The sequence below is a fragment of the Streptomyces sp. CA-106110 genome, assembly GCF_050936285.1.
GTDB lineage: Bacteria > Actinomycetota > Actinomycetes > Streptomycetales > Streptomycetaceae > Streptomyces.
This window is the reverse complement of the sequence record NZ_JBNJNB010000001.1, coordinates 4735116-4753670: the sequence shown is the minus strand read 5'-3', so window position 1 is coordinate 4753670 and position 18555 is coordinate 4735116. Positions and strand designations below refer to the sequence as shown.

At 69.1% G+C, this 18555-nt stretch carries 15 protein-coding genes; 10 read left to right on the top strand and 5 right to left on the bottom strand.

Going from position 1 to position 18555, the window contains the following annotated elements:
- Positions 1 to 121 precede the first annotated feature (121 nt).
- Positions 122 to 1693 (bottom strand): TPM domain-containing protein, encoded by a 1572-nt coding sequence (locus ACQEXA_RS21835; protein ID WP_432932109.1) that lies wholly within the window; start codon positions 1691 to 1693, stop codon positions 122 to 124.
- Positions 1694 to 1829: 136 nt separating this feature from the next.
- On the opposite strand from ACQEXA_RS21835, the gene ACQEXA_RS21830 reads away from it, so the two are divergent.
- Genes ACQEXA_RS21830 through ACQEXA_RS21820 form a run of 3 tightly spaced genes read left to right on the top strand, consistent with a single transcriptional unit; the run spans position 1830 to position 3441 of the window.
- Entirely contained in the window at positions 1830 to 2126 is a 297-nt protein-coding gene (locus ACQEXA_RS21830; protein WP_432932111.1) for a hypothetical protein, read from the top strand.
- Positions 2123 to 3112, top strand: coding sequence for a phosphotransferase family protein (locus tag ACQEXA_RS21825; protein WP_432932113.1), 990 nt, complete (start codon positions 2123 to 2125; stop codon positions 3110 to 3112). Before ACQEXA_RS21830 ends, ACQEXA_RS21825 begins: the two co-directional genes overlap by 4 nt.
- Entirely contained in the window at positions 3109 to 3441 is a 333-nt protein-coding gene (locus tag ACQEXA_RS21820; protein WP_432932115.1) for a hypothetical protein, read from the top strand. The genes ACQEXA_RS21825 and ACQEXA_RS21820 overlap by 4 nt, the downstream gene beginning before the upstream one ends.
- Here the strand turns inward: ACQEXA_RS21820 and ACQEXA_RS21815 are convergent.
- The 4 genes from ACQEXA_RS21815 to ACQEXA_RS21800 all read right to left on the bottom strand — a co-directional run bounded on the left by ACQEXA_RS21815 (position 3422) and on the right by ACQEXA_RS21800 (position 7357).
- Entirely contained in the window at positions 3422 to 4192 is a 771-nt protein-coding gene (locus ACQEXA_RS21815) for a succinate dehydrogenase/fumarate reductase iron-sulfur subunit (RefSeq protein ID WP_432932117.1), read from the bottom strand. The two genes, ACQEXA_RS21820 and ACQEXA_RS21815, sit on opposite strands and share 20 nt — an antisense overlap.
- Complete coding sequence (locus ACQEXA_RS21810; protein ID WP_432932119.1) at positions 4189 to 6138, bottom strand: fumarate reductase/succinate dehydrogenase flavoprotein subunit; 1950 nt, start codon at positions 6136 to 6138, stop codon at positions 4189 to 4191. The genes ACQEXA_RS21815 and ACQEXA_RS21810 overlap by 4 nt, the downstream gene beginning before the upstream one ends.
- The gene (locus ACQEXA_RS21805; RefSeq protein WP_432932121.1) at positions 6138 to 6971 is read right to left on the bottom strand and encodes a hypothetical protein; all 834 of its coding nucleotides are present in this window, start codon (positions 6969 to 6971) and stop codon (positions 6138 to 6140) included. Before ACQEXA_RS21805 ends, ACQEXA_RS21810 begins: the two co-directional genes overlap by 1 nt.
- A gap of 95 nt (positions 6972 to 7066) precedes the next feature.
- Complete coding sequence (locus ACQEXA_RS21800; RefSeq protein ID WP_359396742.1) at positions 7067 to 7357, bottom strand: hypothetical protein; 291 nt, start codon at positions 7355 to 7357, stop codon at positions 7067 to 7069.
- Between the two features lie 361 nt (positions 7358 to 7718).
- On the opposite strand from ACQEXA_RS21800, the gene ACQEXA_RS21795 reads away from it, so the two are divergent.
- The 7 genes from ACQEXA_RS21795 to ACQEXA_RS21765 all read left to right on the top strand — a co-directional run bounded on the left by ACQEXA_RS21795 (position 7719) and on the right by ACQEXA_RS21765 (position 18414).
- Positions 7719 to 9857: an ABC transporter family substrate-binding protein gene (locus ACQEXA_RS21795; protein ID WP_432932124.1), complete on the top strand. Its 2139-nt coding sequence runs from the start codon at positions 7719 to 7721 to the stop codon at positions 9855 to 9857.
- A 171-nt stretch (positions 9858 to 10028) separates the two neighbouring features.
- Positions 10029 to 11936, top strand: a complete 1908-nt coding sequence (gene typA / locus ACQEXA_RS21790) for a translational GTPase TypA (RefSeq protein WP_329504986.1) — start codon at positions 10029 to 10031, stop codon at positions 11934 to 11936.
- A gap of 617 nt (positions 11937 to 12553) precedes the next feature.
- Positions 12554 to 14182, top strand: a complete 1629-nt coding sequence (locus ACQEXA_RS21785; protein ID WP_432932127.1) for a peptide ABC transporter substrate-binding protein — start codon at positions 12554 to 12556, stop codon at positions 14180 to 14182.
- 145 nt (positions 14183 to 14327) lie between these two features.
- Positions 14328 to 15260 carry an ABC transporter permease gene (locus ACQEXA_RS21780; RefSeq protein ID WP_432932129.1) on the top strand — a complete coding sequence of 311 codons (933 nt, stop codon included), beginning with the start codon at positions 14328 to 14330 and terminating at the stop codon, positions 15258 to 15260.
- On the top strand, positions 15253 to 16203 hold the full coding sequence (locus ACQEXA_RS21775) for an ABC transporter permease (protein WP_432932131.1): 951 nt from the start codon (positions 15253 to 15255) through the stop codon (positions 16201 to 16203). The genes ACQEXA_RS21780 and ACQEXA_RS21775 overlap by 8 nt, the downstream gene beginning before the upstream one ends.
- Before the next feature lie 11 nt (positions 16204 to 16214).
- On the top strand, positions 16215 to 17273 hold the full coding sequence (locus ACQEXA_RS21770) for an ABC transporter ATP-binding protein (protein ID WP_432932133.1): 1059 nt from the start codon (positions 16215 to 16217) through the stop codon (positions 17271 to 17273).
- Positions 17266 to 18414, top strand: coding sequence for an ABC transporter ATP-binding protein (locus ACQEXA_RS21765; protein WP_432932135.1), 1149 nt, complete (start codon positions 17266 to 17268; stop codon positions 18412 to 18414). The genes ACQEXA_RS21770 and ACQEXA_RS21765 overlap by 8 nt, the downstream gene beginning before the upstream one ends.
- The last annotated feature ends 141 nt before the right edge of the window (positions 18415 to 18555 follow it).

The window sequence follows — 18555 nt, the reverse complement described above, 5'->3', positions numbered from 1 at the left end:
CATCCCACCCGGTCGGAACGCCCATCATCACACAAGTCGCTTGGTAATTCCCTCGATTGGCGAACCGAAACAGCAACTCTCTGCCACGCTCGGGATCATGGGCGGCTGCCGTGCCGCGCGACTAGGGCGCTTTCGTCTCGTCCGGGAGCGGGCTCTGCGGTGGTCTCGGCCGGAAGAGTTCACCCCCGTCGCGCCGCCCCCGTGTGCCCGGTCCGCCGTAGCTCGCGGGACCACCGTCGCCCGGGTGGCCGGGTCGGTCGGCGGTCCGGTGAGGGACGTCGAGCAGGATGCCGCCGAGCACGGCGCCGCCCGTCCAGTCGCCCTCGCCGTACGGCGTCCCGTGCGCCCGTACGTCCCTCTCCGCCGACTGCCTGGCCTGCCGGGCGAGCGAGTCCGCCTCACGGGCGTCGGCGAGGGCGTCGGCCGGGGCCGGGACGGGTGGTGCGTCCGTGTTCTCCGCCGCGCGCAGTCGCCGCTCCGCCTCCGCGAGCCGGGTCCTCGCCTCGCGGCCGACGGCTCCGCGATGCGTGGTGACGTAGTCCGCTGTGGCGCCGACGGCACCGCGGGCGACGAGCAGGGCCCGCTCGAGGCGGGCCAGGGCTTCGGAACCGCCCGGTACCTGGTGCAACGCCCGGTCCAGCCCCAGGGCCACCTGCTCGATCCGTCGCAGCGCCCCCACCGGGTCGCTCGGCCCGTGTGCCCCTCGTACCTCCGCCATCACCGATTCCCCGTGAGCGATCGCCCGGGCGGTCTGCGGGCCGAGGAGGAGTCCGCGGGCCCGCGTCAGCGCGGTCTCGATGCCGGTCAGGGCCCCGGGGAGTGCGTCCGTCGCCGTGGCCAGGTCCGCGGCGAGGCGCGCGATGCCGTCCAGGAGGACCGCCGCCTGCTCCACGGCGGCCTCGCCGGCGCGCAGCAGGGCCACCGCGTCGTCCGCCCGGCCCGCGTCCATGGCCTGCCGTGCTCGGCCGAGGACGGTGGTGGCGAAGGCCAGCCGGTCCTTCGCATGTTCGTCGTGGCCCACCACCGGCAGATACGCGGGCAAGGCGTACCGCTCGCGCAGCCCGGCCGTCGTCGCGTCCGCTTCCGGGATCCGCGCCGCCACCTCCCTGGACCGTGCCTCGGCATGCGCCAGTGCCTCGCCCGCGGTCCGCTCCAGCGCCCGCAACTGGTCCCATCCGGGTGCCTCCGCGTCGAGGCGCCGCCCGGCGGTTCCGCACCGCCCGAGGATCTCCGTCAGCAGCACCCGCGCCTCGCCCGCCCCGTCGTCGAACCGTTGCCGGGCCCCGAAGGCCTGCGTCAGTTCGGCCGCCGCGACCTCCACCGCCTCCGTGCACGCCCGTATCGCCTCGTCCTCCAACTGCACTGCGGCACACCGGAGTTCCTCCCGGCTCGCGCGTATGCAGTCGTCGGTCTCGATGAGCGAGTGCTGCGCCCGCCGGTCGAGTTCGTCGAGCGGTACGACGGTGGGGGAGGCTCCGCCGGGCGTCGTACGGGTCCTCGCACGCAGCCTGCGCCGCACCGACGCGTACCCCGCCACGGCCACGGCGGTGACCCCGGCTATCAGCGGCAGGACCAGGTCGCCGGTGGACGTCTGCTGCGGCGCCGACACCACCCCGAACACAGCAGGAACCGACCGCACGGCTGGATACGCGACGGCCCGGCGCGGCCGGCGTCGACGGTGGGGCGGCGTCACATTTCGGAGCGTATGACCGATCCGGCGCTTCGGCGACCGGGATGCGCCGCTCGATGGGCGGAGGGTGGATCCGGCGACCGGCGAGGGCGGTGGCATCATCGGGGCTGACGGAACACCAGGGGGAGCGGGGGGCTCGATGGATGTCATCTCACTGATCGCAGGGGTGGTGGTCGTCGGGCTCTGTGCCGGTGTGGGAGTCCCGGCCGTGACGACCGGCTGGGTACTGCCGTGGCAGCGGGGCCGCGTCCTGCGGCCGCGGTTGTGGGGCTACGGATGCCTGCTCGTCGGAGCGGCGGCGGTGCTGTCGTGGTGCAGCGAGAACGTGTCCGGCGACGCCGCGTACGGCGTCCTCTCCGACAGCGGCCTGGCCTGCTTGCTCGTCGGCTTTGCGTTGCGGTTCCTCGGTCACCGTGCGGGACGGGTCTCCGCTTGACGAACGACCGAGCGGCTCTCACCCGCTCCGATCTCGCGCCTCTCGCCCGCGCGGCGCTGGGCGCCGGCCGGCGCCTGGAGACCGTCACCCGACTGCGCGGCGGCAGCAAGAAGGGCGTCTACCGCCTCACCCTGGAGGACGGCTCCACCGCCATCGCCTACGTCTGGTCACCCGACGAGGACTACTGGGACGAGCCGCCCGCCGACCCCTGCGACCCCTTCTCGCACGCCTCGGGCCTCGACCTGTTCACGTCGTCCCACGACCGTCTCGGTGCCGTCGGCGTCCGCACGCCCCGCCTGCTGTTCACCGACTCCACCCGCGCACTCCTCCCCGGGGACGCGGCGGTCGTCGAGGACCTCGACGGCGGCAGCCTGGAGGAACTGCTGCACCGCGACCCGCTCGCGGCCGCGCGCCCGCTGGAGGAACTCTCCGCCGGCCTGGCCGCGATGCGGGACTGTACGGCACCCCGCTTCGGCAAGGTGGCCGTCGTCGACCGCGGCGGCAGCGCGTCCGGCAGTTCGTGCGAGGCCCTGGTACGGGACCGCGCACTGCGCGACGCCGAGGAGGCCGCCGCCCGGGAGCCCCGTATGGCGGCCGTGCGCGAACGCCTCGACGACCGGGTGCGCTCCCTCGCCGCGAAGGTACGCCCCCGGGCCCGCCACACCCTCGTCCACGGCGAACTGGGCCCGGACCACGTCCTGCTGGACCGGCACGGCCGCCCCGCGCTGATCGACGTCGAGGGCCTGATGTACTTCGACGCCGAGTGGGAGCACGTGTTCCTGCGGCTCCGGTTCGGCCGCCACTACGACGCCCTCGGCGTCTCCGGCCTGGACGACTCCCGTCTGCGCCTGTACACCCTCGCCCTGCATCTCAACCTCGTCGCCAGGCCGTTGCGTCTTCTCGACGGCGACTTCCCGGACCCGGCGCCGATGCGGGCCATCGCGGAGCACAACCTCCGGTGCGTGCTGGAGTTGGTGCGACGATGACCGGTATGCACGAGATCATGGCGGGGGTGGCCGCGGCGGCCGTGGTGGCAGGCGTGGCGATGGGCGTCGCCGGGGCGGCGACGGGCTGGTCGCCTTCGTGGGCCGGCCGCAGGATCCTGCGGCCGAGGCTGTGGGGGTACGGCACGCTGGCGGGCGCCGTAGGCATGGCCGCGTACCTCTTCCTCGGTCCCCTCAGCGACTCCCCGTTCGCCCACAGGCCCGAGGCGGGCGTGGGCCTCGCGCTGTGGATGGCGGGACTGGTGGCGCAGATGCTGAGCGGGCGCCCGGGCCGTACCCCCGAAGCGGACTCTACGAAGAACGCCTCCTGATCTTCGACCCCAGCCACACCAGCGGGTCGTACTTGCGGTCGACCGCCCGCTCCTTCAAGGGGATCAGCGCATTGTCCGTGATCTTGATCCCCTCCGGGCACACCTCGGTGCAGCACTTGGTGATGTTGCAGTAGCCGAGGCCGTGCTCGTCCTGGGCGGTGCGCCTGCGGTCCAGGCCCGCCTGGTCCGCCGCGTCCAGCGGGTGCATGTCCAGCTCCGCCACCCGCATCAGGAAGCGCGGACCGGCGAACACCTGCTTGTTCTCCTCGTGGTCGCGCACGACATGGCAGGTGTCCTGGCACAGGAAGCACTCGATGCACTTACGGAACTCCTGGGAGCGTTCCACGTCCTCCTGCATCATGCGGTACTCGCCCGGACCGAGGTCGGCGGGCGGCACGAAGGACGGGATCTCGCGCGCCTTGCGGTAGTTGAAGCCCACGTCCGTCACCAGGTCGCGGACCACCGGGAAGGCGCGCAGCGGTGTCACCGTGATCGTCTCGTCCCGTTCGAACACCGACATCCGCGTCATACACATCAGCCGCGGCCGCCCGTTGATCTCCGCCGAGCACGAACCGCACTTGCCGGCCTTGCAGTTCCAGCGCACGGCGAGGTCGGCCGCCTGAGTGGCCTGGAGCCGGTGGATGATGTCCAGCACCACCTCGCCGTCGTTGACCTCGACCTTGAAGTCCTCCAGGGCGCCGCCCTGCGCATCGCCCCGCCACACCTTGAAGCGGGCCTCGTAGCTGCTCACTCGTAGAGCTCCTCTTCGGCCAGGTACTTGACCAGCTCCTCCTTCTCGAAGAGGGCGAGCAGGTCGGAGCGGACGGGTTCGGTGGTCTCCCGGAGAAGGGTGATCTGGCCGCGGACCGGATCGGTCGCCGCCAGACCCCCGGTGGGGTCGGTGAGCCGGCACAGCAGATTGACGCGGCGCCATGCGCGGTCCATCGCCGGACAGTCCTCGCGGGTGTGCCCGCCGCGGGACTCCGTGCGCTCCAGCGCGGCCCGCGCCACACACTCGCTGACCAGCAGCATGTTCCGCAGGTCGAGGGCGAGGTGCCAGCCCGGGTTGAACTGCCGGTGCCCCTCGACGCCCGCCCTGCGGGCCCGTACCCGCAGATCCGCCAGTTTCTTCAGCGCCTGCTGCATCTCCGCCTCGCGGCGGATGATGCCGACCAGGTCGTTCATGGTCTGCTGGAGTTCCTGGTGGAGGGTGTACGGGTTCTCCGGCGGGCGGTGCGGCTCCTCGATGTCCTCGCCAGGCGCCGGACCCTCGACCGAGAACGGTCGCAGGGCCTCCGCCGCCGCCGCGTCCACCTGGATGTCGTCCACCGCGGGGCGCACGGCGAGGCCCGTCGCGTACTGCGCCGCGTGCAGACCGGCCCGGCGCCCGAACACCAGCAGGTCGGAGAGCGAGTTGCCGCCCAGCCGGTTGGAGCCGTGCATACCGCCGGCAACCTCACCGGCCGCGTACAGGCCCTGGACCCCGCGGGTCGCCGCCGTGTCCGAGTCGACCGCGATGCCGCCCATCACGTAGTGGCAGGTCGGGCCGACCTCCATCGCCTCGGCGGTGATGTCGACGTCCGCCAGCTCCTTGAACTGGTGGTACATCGACGGCAGCCGGCGCCGGATGACCTCGGCGGGCATGCGCGTCGACACGTCCAGGAAGACCCCGCCGTGCGGGGAGCCGCGCCCGGCCTTCACCTCGGCGTTGATGGCGCGCGCGACCTCGTCGCGGGGGAGGAGCTCGGGCGGCCGCCGGTTGTTGTCCGGGTCCTCGTACCAGCGGTCGGCCTCGTCCTCCGACTGCGCGTACTTCTCCTTGAAGACGTCGGGGATGTAGTCGAACATGAACCGCTTGTCCTCGGAGTTCCTGAGCACCCCGCCGTCGCCGCGCACCGACTCGGTGACGAGGATGCCCTTCACCGACGGCGGCCAGACCATGCCCGTCGGATGGAACTGCACGAACTCCATGTTCAGCAGCGGCGCCCCGGCGAGCAGCGCCAGCGCGTGCCCGTCGCCCGTGTACTCCCACGAGTTCGACGTCACCTTGAAGGACTTGCCGATGCCGCCCGTCGCGATCACCACGGCGGGTGCCTCGAGGACGAAGAAACGGCCGGACTCGCGCTCGTAGGCGAAGACCCCGGACACCCGGTCCCCGTCCTTGAGGATCCTGGTGACGGTGCACTCCTGGAAGACCTTCAGCCGGGACTCGTAGTCCCCGGTCTCCTTCTCGTCCTCCTGCTGGAGGGCCACGATCTTCTGCTGGAGTGTCCGGATCAGCTCCAGGCCCGTTCGGTCGCCGACGTGCGCGAGGCGCGGGTACTCGTGGCCGCCGAAGTTGCGCTGCGAGATGCGCCCGTCCTTCGTGCGGTCGAAGAGGGCGCCCCAGGTCTCCAGTTCCCAGACCCGGTCGGGTGCCTCGCGCGCGTGCAGTTCGGCCATCCGCCACTGGTTGAGGAACTTCCCGCCGCGCATGGTGTCGCGGAAGTGCACCTGCCAGTTGTCATGGGGATTGGCGTTGCCCATCGCCGCCGCGATGCCGCCTTCCGCCATCACCGTGTGCGCCTTGCCGAACAGCGACTTGCAGATCACGGCCGTACGGGCACCGCGCTCGCGGGCCTCGATGGCGGCCCTGAGGCCGGCGCCGCCGGCCCCGACCACGACCACGTCCCACTCCTGCCGGTCGACCACGGACATCAGAAGAACCTCGGATCGTCGAAGGCGCCGGACGCCACCAGGTACACGTAGAAGTCGGCGAGTGCCACGCTGACCAGGGACGCCCACGCGAGGAGCATGTGCCGGGCGTTCAGCCGGCTGACGAACTGCCATGCCCCGTAGCGCACGGGATGCTTGGAGAAGTGCTTGAGCTTCCCGCCCACGATGTGTCGGCAGGAGTGGCAGGAGAGGGTGTACGCCCAGATCAGGACGATGTTCACCAGGAAGACCAGGGTGCCCAGCCCCATATGGCCCCAGCGGTAGTGCTGGTCGCGGAAGGCGAGCACGGTGTCGTACGTGAGCACACCCGCCACGAGGAGTGCCGCGTAGAAGAAGTACCGGTGGATGTTCTGCAGGATCAGCGGGAAGCGGGTCTCACCGCTGTACGTGCGGTGCGGCTCGGCCACCGCGCAGGCCGGGGGCGACATCCAGAAGCCGCGGTAGTAGGCCTTGCGGTAGTAGTAGCAGGTCAGGCGGAAACCGAGCGGGAAGATTAGGATGATGATCGCCGGGGAGATCGCCCACCAGCTGCCGAACAGGTCGGCGTTGGGGCCCGCGTGCATGGTCCGGCAGCGTTCCGCCAGACAGGGCGAGTAGAACGGGGAGACGTAGGGCGCCGCGTAGTAGTCCGCGTCGGCGAACGCGCGCCACGTCGAGTAGACGACGAAGGCCAGCAGCCCGGCGGCGGTGGCGGCCGGGGCCAGCCACCAGCGGTCGGTGCGCAGATGCGGGGCGGCGATCGCGGCGCGCGTACCGGTGCGCACGCCGCCGGGCGCATGGGATTCCGTGTCGGGGGGTTCCGTATCAGTGGTCACGCTATGACGCACCTTTCAGGGCTCGGTTCGGCTCCGGGCCGCGGACGTGTCGCCGTGCGCCCGGCCGCGGCCCTTCGGCTCACTCGCCTGTGGGTTCAGGGGGCGTGCCGGTCCCGGGCGCCGAGGCCCTCGTCGTCCGAGTCCGTCCACAGGCTGGTGTCGTACGGGGTGTCTGGGATCGTCACGAGGTCGACCCGCCGGGCCGCCTCGGGGGCGGCGGTGGCCTCGCGCAGTAGTGCGACGCTCTCGCGCAGGTGATCGGCGTCGGTGCGGACACGGCGTATCTCGAGCCCGCCGCTCCCCATCTGCTGCTCCAGGCGCCCCACCGACCGGTACAGGTCGTCGAGGCACCGCTGAACCGACGTCAGTTCGTCATACACGGACATGACGTGACCTCACTTCCAGGGGCCGGTGGCCCAGGGTGGCGACGTTCATGCGCCTGCGAGTGTTGCGCGTCACACCGGTCGGTGTGAAGGGACATGCAGGGATTGGTCGAGGCGCATCGTCGTGTGCGGGTGCGGATTCGATTTCCCGGCCCCGCCGGGGCCGGGAAGCAGGGGCGGGACCAGCAGGGGCGGTAGGCCGTCCGGGTGACCTTCCCGGCACTCGCCGCCGTGTCGCCCCACGTACCTCACCCCTTTCATCTTCAGTGGTCCATATATCTGATCAACACCAAATACCCCCAAACCAGAACAACCGGATCATAACCCTCGCTCATCGGTCGAGCGGCTCCCGGAGGAGGACGTGATGTCCCACGACGACGTCGGACCCCGCACGGTGATGCGCTCGGTGGCATTCCTCACTGCGGGAGCCCTCGCGGTGGCTGCGCTCGCCGGCTGCAGCGCCGACGAGGACCGGAGCAAACCGGTCGCCGCCCAGGACATCGCCCCGGCCGCCCGTACGGTCGTCGCCGACGGCGGGACCCTGCGCTGGGCCGTCGACGCCGTGCCCCGGACCCTGAACGCCTTCCAGGCGGACGCCGACGCCTCCACCACTCGGGTGGCTGGTGCGGTGCTGCCCACGATGTTCCGGCTGGACGCCAACGGCCGTCCCGAGCGCAATCCGGACTACCTCGAGTCGGCCAAGGTCGTGTCGACCGAGCCCAAGCAGGTCGTCGTCTACCGCCTCAACCAGCAGGCCGTCTGGAGCGACGGCCGGGAGATCGGCGCCGACGACTTCGCCGCCCAGTGGCGCGCCCTCTCCGGCCGGGACAGCGCGTACTGGACCGCCCGCAACGCGGGGTACGACCGCATCGAGAACGTCGAGCGCGGCGCGAACAACCTCGAGGTCAAGGTCACCTTCGGCAAGCCGTACGCCGACTGGCGGTCGCTCTTCTCGCCCTTGTACCCGAAGGACGTCATGGGCACCGCGAACGGCTTCAACGACGGGGCGAGGGCGGCCTTGAAAGCCACTGCCGGCCCGTTCACCCTTCAGGGTGTCGACGCCAAGAAGGGCGAGGTCACCCTCGGCCGCAATCCGCGCTGGTGGGGCCGCCCCGCCAAGCTCGACCGGATCGTGCTCGTGGCCGTCCCGCGCGACAAGCGGGCCGCAGCGATCGCCGCCGGGTCCGTCGACATGGCGGAGATCGACCCGCAGGACGCCGGACGGATCGCGAACGCCGCAAAGAACAAGGGCAGCGCCGCCCCGCAGGGCTCCTCCCCGGCTGCCACCACGCAGAGCGCATCGCCGGGCGCCACCGCGGAGAGTGCATCGCCGGGGGCCACCGGGCAGAGCGCATCGCCGGGCGCCACCGCGTCGAGCGGCCCGTCGGCCGCGCCGGGCGCCGCGGCGCTGAAGGCCCAGCGCGACTACGTGATTCGCAAGTCGCTCGAGCCCGCCTTCACCCAGCTCGCCCTGAACGGCTCCCGGGCCCCGCTCAGTGACGAGCGGGTGCGCCGGGCCGTGGCCCGCGCCCTCAACCGCGAGGAACTGGCCGGACTGGTCCTCACCCCGCTCCGGTTGCCCGCCGTGCCGGTCGGCAGCCACCTCGCCCTGTCGGGACAGGAGGCGTACGCCGACAACAGCGGCGCCCTCGGCGACCAGGACACCGGGCAGGCGAAGGAGCTGCTCAGCGAGGCGGGCTGGGTGCCCGGAGGACCGGTCAAGGAGGAGAAGAAGAAGACGGCCGGGTCGGGGGGCAAGAAGGCGGCCGGCGGCAAGGGCGCGGGCGACGACGGCAAGAACCTGGTCGGGGAGGACGACAAGGGGTACCGGAAGGACCCCGGTGACCACTCGAAGAGGCAGCCCGGGCACAAGGCCGGGGTGCCGGGGGCGTACGCGCCCAAGGGCACCGCCGCCCCGGGCGGCAATGTGAAGGGGGCGCTCGCCAAGGACGGCAAGGCGCTGGTGCTGCGGTTCGTCGTGCCGTCCGGGCCGGGCTCCCAGACCCTGCGTACGGTCGCCGACCGCATCACGCGCATGCTGGAGAAGGTCGGGATCCGCACCGAGATCGCCAAGGTTTCGGACGAGAGCTACTTCAAGGACCACATCGCGTCCGGGGACTACGACATCGCGCTGTACTCGTGGCCCGTATCGGCGTTCCCCGCCACCGACGCCCGGCCGATCTACGCCAAGCCGGTGCCGGCGTCGGACGGCACGCTGAGCGTCGAGCAGAACTACACCCGGGTCGGCACCGACCAGGTGGACCAGCTGTTCGACCAGGCGATCGCCACGCTGAACGAGAGCGAGGAGCGCGCCCTGATGCGAAAGGCCGACGCCCGCATCTGGGCCACCGCGAGCTCGATCCCCCTCTACCAGCGCCCCCAGCTCACGGCCGTGCGCGCCGACCTCGCCAACGCGGGCTCGTTCGGGTTCCAGGCTCCGGTCTACGAGGACATGGGCTTCCTGAAGAAGGGGGTGCGGCCCTCGGCGAGCCCGTCGTCGTGACCGGAGTGGGTGGCCCGCGCAACGTGCCTGGTCAAGGGGCCTGATCTGTACCCGGCAAGCCCGAACGGCAGGGTCCCCTTACCATGGGACAAGGCCGAGGCGTGTTCAGCCCGGCAGGCCGGCGCAGCGAAAGCGCGGGCCGTCCTCACCATTCCGGGAGTACGCCACATCATGGCCACGCGCCACGACATCCGCAATGTCGCCATCGTCGCCCACGTAGACCACGGCAAGACGACCATCGTCGACGGCATGCTGAAGCAGGCCGGTGCCTTCGCCGCTCACCAGCTCGAGCAGGTCGACGACCGCGTCATGGACTCGAACGACCTGGAGCGTGAGAAGGGCATCACGATCCTCGCCAAGAACACGGCGGTGAACTACCACCCCAAGGACGGCGGGGACCCGATCACGATCAACATCATCGACACCCCCGGCCACGCCGACTTCGGCGGCGAGGTCGAGCGCGGTCTGTCGATGGTGGACGGTGTCGTCCTGCTCGTGGACGCCTCCGAGGGCCCGCTGCCGCAGACCCGCTTCGTGCTGCGCAAGGCGCTCCAGGCCCGGCTGCCCGTCATCCTGTGCATCAACAAGACGGACCGCCCCGACGCCCGTATCGACGAGGTCGTCAACGAGACGTACGACCTGTTCCTGGACGTGGACGCGGACGAGGACCAGATCGAGTTCCCGATCGTCTACGCCTGCGGCCGTGACGGCATCGCGTCCCTGACCAAGCCGGAGAACGGCACGGTCCCGGCCGACAGCGACAGCCTGGAGCCGTTCTTCTCCACGATCCTGGAGCACATCCCGGCCCCCACGTACGAGGAGGACGCGCCGCTCCAGGCCCACGTCACCAACCTCGACGCCGACAACTTCCTCGGCCGTATCGCGCTGCTCCGCGTCGAGCAGGGCGAGCTGCGCAAGGGCCAGACCGTCGCCTGGATCAAGCGCGACGGCTCGGTCAGCAACGTCCGCATCAGCGAGCTGATGATGACCGAGGCCCTCACCCGCAAGCCGGCGGAGAAGGCCGGTCCGGGTGACATCTGCGCCGTCGCCGGTATCCCCGACATCATGATCGGCGAGACCCTCGCCGACCCGGAGAACCCCGTCGCGCTGCCGCTGATCACGGTCGACGAGCCCGCGATCTCGATGGTCATCGGTACCAACACCTCGCCGCTCGTCGGCCGGGGCGGCACCGGCAAGGGCGCCAACGTCAAGGCCACGGTCAAGGACCGCAAGGTCACCGCGCGCCAGGTCAAGGACCGCCTGGACCGCGAGCTGATCGGTAACGTCTCGCTGCGGGTCCTGGACACCGAGCGTCCGGACGCCTGGGAGGTGCAGGGCCGCGGTGAGCTGGCGCTCGCCATCCTGGTGGAGACCATGCGCCGCGAGGGCTACGAGCTGACCGTCGGCAAGCCGCAGGTCGTCACCAAGGACGTCGACGGCAAGGTCCACGAGCCCGTCGAGCGTCTGACCATCGACGTGCCCGAGGAGCACATGGGCGCGGTCACGCAGCTCATGGGCGTCCGCAAGGGTCGTATGGACAACATGTCCAACCACGGCTCCGGCTGGGTGCGCATGGAGTTCGTGGTGCCCTCGCGCGGTCTGATCGGCTTCCGTACGGAGTTCCTGACCGGCACGCGCGGCACGGGTATCGCCCACTCCATCCACGAGGGCCACGAGCCCTGGTTCGGCCCCCTCCAGACCCGTAACAACGGCTCGCTGGTCGCCGACCGCTCCGGCAGCGTCACCGCCTTCGCGATGACCAACCTCCAGGAGCGCGGCACGCTCTTCATCGAGCCCGGCACCGAGGTGTACGAGGGCATGATCGTCGGCGAGAACTCCCGCTCCGACGACATGGACGTCAACATCACCAAGGAGAAGAAGCTCACCAACATCCGGTCGGCCACGTCGGACATCGCCGAGTCGATCGTGCCGCCGCGCAAGCTGTCGCTGGAGCAGTCCCTGGAGTTCTGCCGCGACGACGAGTGCGTCGAGGTGACCCCGGAGTCCGTCCGCATCCGCAAGGTCGTCCTCGACCAGCGTGACCGCGCCCGCGCCGCCAGCCGCGCCAAGCACGGCTGACGAGGCTCCTGCACGGCGAAGGCCGGGCACCCCACGCGTGGGGTGCCCGGCCTTCGTTTTCGAGAAAGGATAGGGAAAACCCTTCATTCTGGTCGGGCACCCGTGTGACGCGCTCGATACGCTCTACTCTGCTTCCCGATGTGCACCCTGTCCGTGCCCTGTGGGCCGCCGGAGAGACGCGTCCGACTTGGGGTCTGTTGACCGGAACGGGACGGTACCTGCACTGTGCGTGCCGGGGTGAGGACACGCCTGGACGCCCCTCCCGGAAGCCATCTTAAAAGCAACCGGATTTTGCCTCCCGTCTGTCCGGAATGCGGACACCCGACACCGGTAGATGTGTAACAAGTCCGTTTCGCATGGATCTTTCAGTCGACGCTTTGTCCGGATTTTGGAAGAAGTGCACGCCGGGTGTGATCGAACCGAGACCTTAGGAATGTGGTTCGGCCACGAGTTCTGCCAGATAGTTAGGCGCGTAGAGCTCGGATTAATGGGTCACGCGCTGAACTGGTGGCGCCGACTCACGAGCGCGGGGCACTTGACTATCCACAGAGCCGATGGCGGTGGCGTGTCATATGCCTCTCCATGTGGTGAACCATTGGACTCATGAGGAGGAACCCATGCGCGGTGCGAAGAGCGCCAAATGGGTCGCGATAGCCGCGGTTGTGGCGCTGGGCGTGACCGCCTGTGGTGGTGGCGGCGGAGGCAAGGGCAGCGACAGCAGCAAGGCCGCAGTCGATCCGAACGGCAAGTTCTCGGTCGAGGTGGGCGAGCCGCAGAACCCTCTGCAGCCGGCCAACACGATGGAGTCCAACGGCAGCATCGTCATCAAGTCGATCTTCTCCGGACTCGTGGACTATGACGAGAGCGGCAAGATCGTCTATGTCAACGCAGAGTCGGTCGACTCCAAGGACAACAAGACCTTCACGGTCAAGCTGAAGCAGGGCTGGAAGTTCCACGACGGCACCCCGGTGACGGCCGATTCCTACGTCAAGGCGTGGAACTGGGCCGCGAACCCTGCCAACAAGCAGACCAACAGCTTCTGGTTCTCGGACATCCAGGGCTACGACGACGTCGCTCCGGCCAAGGGCAAGCCCAAGGCCGACACGATGTCCGGCCTGAAGGTCGTCGACGACAACACCTTCACGATCACGCTGTCCAAGCCGATCCCGTACTTCGTCTACAAGCTGGGCTACGAGGTCTTCGACCCGCTGCCGGAGTCCTTCTACAAGGACCCGAAGGCCGCGGGCGAGCACCCGATCGGCAACGGCCCTTACAAGTTCGTCAGCTGGCAGCACAAGAAGCAGATCGAGGTTGCCAAGTTCGACGGCTACAAGGGCCCGAACGCCGCCAAGAACGGTGGTGTGCTCTTCAAGAACTACACCAGCCTCGAGACGGCGTACGAGGACCTGAAGTCCGGCAACGTCGACGTGCTGCGTCAGATCGCGCCGAAGGACCTGCCCGTCTACAAGGCGGACCTCGGCGACCGCGCGGTGGACAAGGCGTACTCGGCGATCCAGACCATCGCCGTCGCCTACTACACCAAGCAGTGGAAGGCCATCGACCCGAAGGTCATCCAGGGCCTGTCGATGGCGATCGACCGCGACACCATCACGAAGACCGTGCTCCAGGGCACCCGTGAGCCCGCCACCGGCTGGGTCGCCAAGGGTGTCCTCGGCTACCAGCCGAACGCGGCCGGTGACGTCACCACGTACAACCCGACGAAGGCCAAGGAGCTCATCAAGGCCGGCGGCGGCGTTCCGGGCAACGCCATCTCCATCCAGTACAACGCCGACGGCGGCCACAAGGAGTGGGTGGAGGCGGTCTGCAACTCCATCACCACGGCCACCGGCGTCAAGTGCACCGGCGACTCCAAGGCCGACTTCCAGGCCGACCTGAACGCGCGTGACGCGCACCAGGTCAAGTCGCTGTACCGCTCCGGCTGGGTGCTGGACTACCCGTTCAACTCCAACTTCATCCGCGACCTGTACGGCAGCAAGTCGGACGGCAACCAGGGCGGCTTCTCCAACAAGAAGATCGACCAGGAGATCGCCGCGGCCGACTCCGCCGGTTCGCTGGAGGAGTCGGAGCAGAAGTACCAGGCGATCGAGAAGCAGCTGGCCGACTACATGCCGAGCATTCCGCTCTGGTACTACAAGGTCAACGCGGGCTACTCGGACAAGGTCACCGGCGTCGCGTACGCGCAGGACGGCGACCCGATCCTGACCGGCGTTCAGGTCAAGAAGTAACCGCAATCAGACCGTTTGTCCCGGGGCGCGGTGGTACCGCGCCCCGGGGAACGGCAGTGGCTGGGGGGCCCTTTCCGCGCGCATCATTCAATGGTGCCCGCAGAAAGGGCCCCTTGGCTGCCGCTGTGACTGACATGGAGGCACGATGGGGCGCTACGTCGCACGACGACTGCTCCAGATGATCCCGGTGTTCATCGGGACAACCTTGCTGATCTTCCTCATGGTCTACGCGCTGCCCGGTGACCCCGTACGAGGGCTGTTCGGTGACAAGGGCGGCAGCCCGCAGGTGATTGCGCAACTGAGGCATCAGTACGGTCTGGACCAGCCGATCTTGGTCCAGTACTGGCACTACATGAAGAACATGATCCTGCATGGCGACTTCGGCACGCAGATCGCCAGTGGCCGGCCCGTCACGGACGTGCTCGGTGACGCGTTCCCCGTCACCCTGCGGCTCGGCGCGCTGGCGTTCGTGATCGAGTTCGTCCTGGGCATCGCCCTGGGCATCGTGGCCGGCCTGCGCTCCGGGCGCGTCACGGACAACGCGATCCTGCTGGTCACCCTGCTGCTGATCTCGGTCCCGGTGTTCGTTCTCGGCTACATCCTCAAGGTCGTCTTCGCGTTCAACCTGAACTGGTTGCCGCCGAACGTCAATGACTCGACGAACATCAACGAGTTGTTGATGCCGGCCATTGTGCTGGCGACCGCGTCACTGGCGTATGTGACCCGGCTCACCCGTACGTCGATTGCCGAGAACCTGCGCTCTGACTACATCCGCACGGCCATCGCCAAGGGCCTGCCGAAGCGCCGTGTGGTGGGCGTCCACCTCATGCGCAACTCGATGATCCCGGTGATCACCTACCTGGGTACCGACATCGGTGCCTTGATGGGTGGCGCCGTCGTCACCGAGGGTCTGTTCAACATCCAGGGTGTGGGAGGCACGATCGCCCAGTCGATCGTGCGCCGCGAGGGCACCACGCTTGTCGGCCTGGTGACCATCCTCGTCATCGTGTACCTCCTCGCCAACCTGCTGGTCGACCTGCTCTACGCGGTCCTTGACCCGAGGATTCGCTATGCCTGACGTGACCAAGACCGTTCCTGAGAACGCTGCGGAGGAGGCGGCCGTGGCGGCGGCCGGCGGACCGCTGCCCGAGCCCAAGCCGGAGAAGACCCGCAGCCTGTGGGGCGACGCCTGGCAGGACCTGCGCCGCAGCTGGATCTTCATCGTCTCGTCGGTGCTGATCGTCGTGCTGCTGCTGATCACCTTCTTCCCGGGGTGGTTCACCGGAGTCGACCCCACCTCGGGCGACCTGGCCAAGCACTTCCTGCAGAAGCCCAAGCTGAGCAACGTCGGCTCGCCGGACTGGCTGGGCTACGACCAGCAGGGCCGCAGCGTCTTCGCCCGTGTCATGTACGGCACCCGGGCGTCCATCGCGGTCGGCTTCGGCACCACCATCGCGGTGACCGTCGTGGGCGGCCTGGTCGGCATGATCGCCGGGTACTTCGGCGGCGTCGTCGACTCGGTCCTGTCGCGGCTGACCGACGTGTTCTTCGGTATCCCGTTCCTGCTCGGCACCATGGTCGTGCTCAACTCTTTCCAGAACCGCACGACCTGGGTCGTCATCGGCGCGCTGAGCTTCTTCGGCTGGACGCAGATCGCCCGTGTGATGCGCGGCGCGGTGATCACCACCAAGCAGGCCGACTATGTGCACGCCGCCAAGGCCCTGGGCGCGAGCACCCCGCGCATCATGTTCCGGCACATCCTGCCGAACACGCTGGCTCCGGTGATCGTCGTCGCCACGATCTCCCTCGGCATCTACATCTCCGCCGAGGCGACCCTGTCGTACCTGGGCCTCGGCCTGAACGGCGTCTCGTGGGGCAACGACATCTCGGACGGCGGCAACCAGATCCGCGTGGCGCAGTGGATCATGCTGTACCCGTCGATCATGCTCATCATCACTGTGCTGGCGTTCATCATGCTCGGTGAGGCGGTCCGCAACGCCCTCGACCCGAAGATGCGCTGAGGGAGGCGTACGTGACCACCATCGAAGAAGTCGTTCCCGTTCCCTCGCCGCGCGACGGCGGGACGGACGGCACCCCACTGCTCGAAGTGCGTGACCTGCACGTCGAGTTCCACACCCGTGAGGGCGTGGTCAGGGCCGTCAACGGCGTCAACTACAGCGTGAACGCCGGTGAGACGCTCGCGGTGCTAGGTGAGTCGGGCTCTGGCAAGTCCGTCACCGCCCAGGCGATCATGGGCATCCTCGACATGCCGCCGGCGAAGATCCCCCAGGGGGAGATCCGCTTCCGCGGCCAGGACATGCTGACCATGTCCGGCGAGGACCGCCGAAAGATCCGCGGACAGCGGATCGCCATGATCTTCCAGGATGCGCTCAGCTCGCTGAACCCGGTGCTGAGCGTCGGGTACCAACTCGGCGAGATGTTCCGGGTCCACCAGGGCCTGTCCAAGAAGGAAGCCAAGGCCAAGGCGATCGAGCTGATGGACCGGGTGAAGATCCCGGCCGCGGCCGCCCGCGTGAACGACTACCCGCACCAGTTCTCGGGCGGTATGCGTCAGCGCATCATGATCGCGATGGCGCTGGCCCTGGAGCCGGACCTGATCATCGCCGACGAGCCCACCACGGCCCTCGACGTGACGGTCCAGGCCCAGGTCATGGACCTGCTCGCGGAACTCCAGCGCGAGTACAACATGGGCCTGATCCTCATCACCCACGACCTCGGCGTCGTCGCGGACGTCGCCGACAAGATCGCGGTGATGTACGCGGGCCGGATCGTGGAGCGCGCGCCGGTCCACGAGCTGTACAAGCGTCCCGCGCACCCGTACACGCGGGGTCTGCTGGACTCGATCCCGCGCCTGGACCAGAAGGGCCAGGAGCTGTACGCGATCAAGGGTCTGCCGCCCAACCTGCTGCGTGTCCCGACCGGCTGCGCCTTCAACCCGCGCTGCCCCAAGGCCCAGGACGTGTGCCGTACCCAGGTCCCGGACCTGCTGCCGATCTCCGAGCAGGACGGCACCGAGCTGGTGGGCCGGGCCTCGGCATGCCACTTCTGGAAGGAGACGATCCATGGCTGAGCTCAGCAAGACCGACGAGCCGCAGGACGCCACGCCGAACGTCTCCGAGGTGGACGTCGTCGACGCGCGCACGGAGGAGGAGGCGGTCCACGCGATCGAGGCCCCCGTCGAGCGCGGTGAGCCGATCCTGCAGGTCCGCAACCTGGTGAAGCACTTCCCGCTCACCCAGGGGATCCTGTTCAAGCGGCAGATCGGTGCCGTCAAGGCGGTCGACGGTGTCTCCTTCGACCTGCACCAGGGCGAGACCCTGGGCATCGTGGGCGAGTCCGGCTGCGGCAAGTCGACGGTGGCCAAGCTCCTGATGAACCTGGAGCGGGCCACCGCGGGCGAGATCTTCTACAAGGGCCAGGACATCACCAAGCTGTCCGGACGCGCCCTGAAGGCCGTGCGCCGGAACATTCAGATGGTGTTCCAGGACCCGTACACCTCGCTCAACCCCCGTATGACGGTGGGCGACATCATCGGCGAGCCCTTCGACATCCACCCCGAGGTGGCGCCGAAGGGCGACCGGCGGCGCAAGGTCCAGGAGCTCCTGGACGTCGTCGGCCTCAACCCCGAGTACATCAACCGCTACCCGCACCAGTTCTCCGGCGGTCAGCGCCAGCGCATCGGCATCGCCCGCGGCCTTGCGCTCAACCCGGAGATCATCATCTGCGACGAGCCGGTCTCCGCACTGGACGTGTCTGTCCAGGCGCAGGTCATCAACCTGATGGAGCGACTGCAGGACGAGTTCAACCTCTCCTACATCTTCATCGCGCACGACCTGTCGATCGTCCGGCACATCTCGGACCGTGTGGGCGTGATGTACCTCGGCAAGATCGCCGAGATCGGCTCGGACGAGCAGATCTACGACCACCCGACGCACCCCTACACACAGGCGCTGCTCTCGGCGGTTCCCGTGCCGGACCCGGAGGCCCGCGAGCACCGCGAGCGGATCATCCTGACCGGTGACGTGCCGTCGCCGGCCAACCCGCCGTCCGGCTGCAGCTTCCGCACTCGCTGCTGGAAGGCGCAGGAAAGGTGCGCGTCGGAGGCTCCGCTCCTGGCGATTCCCGAGCGTTTCAAGGGCGCGGACTCGCCGGCGGCCCACGAGTCGGCCTGCCACTTCGCCGAGGAGAAGGACATCGTGCACGCCGCCTGACGGCTTCCCGGCCTCGGTTCGGTTCCCGGCACCTCGACGAGGTGCCGGGAACCGGCTTTTTCGGGCCCTGTACGACCACCCCGCCCGCCTGGAAGGCCGGGGCGACCCGGCCTTCCGCCGTGCCACGGCGCGCGGCACCGA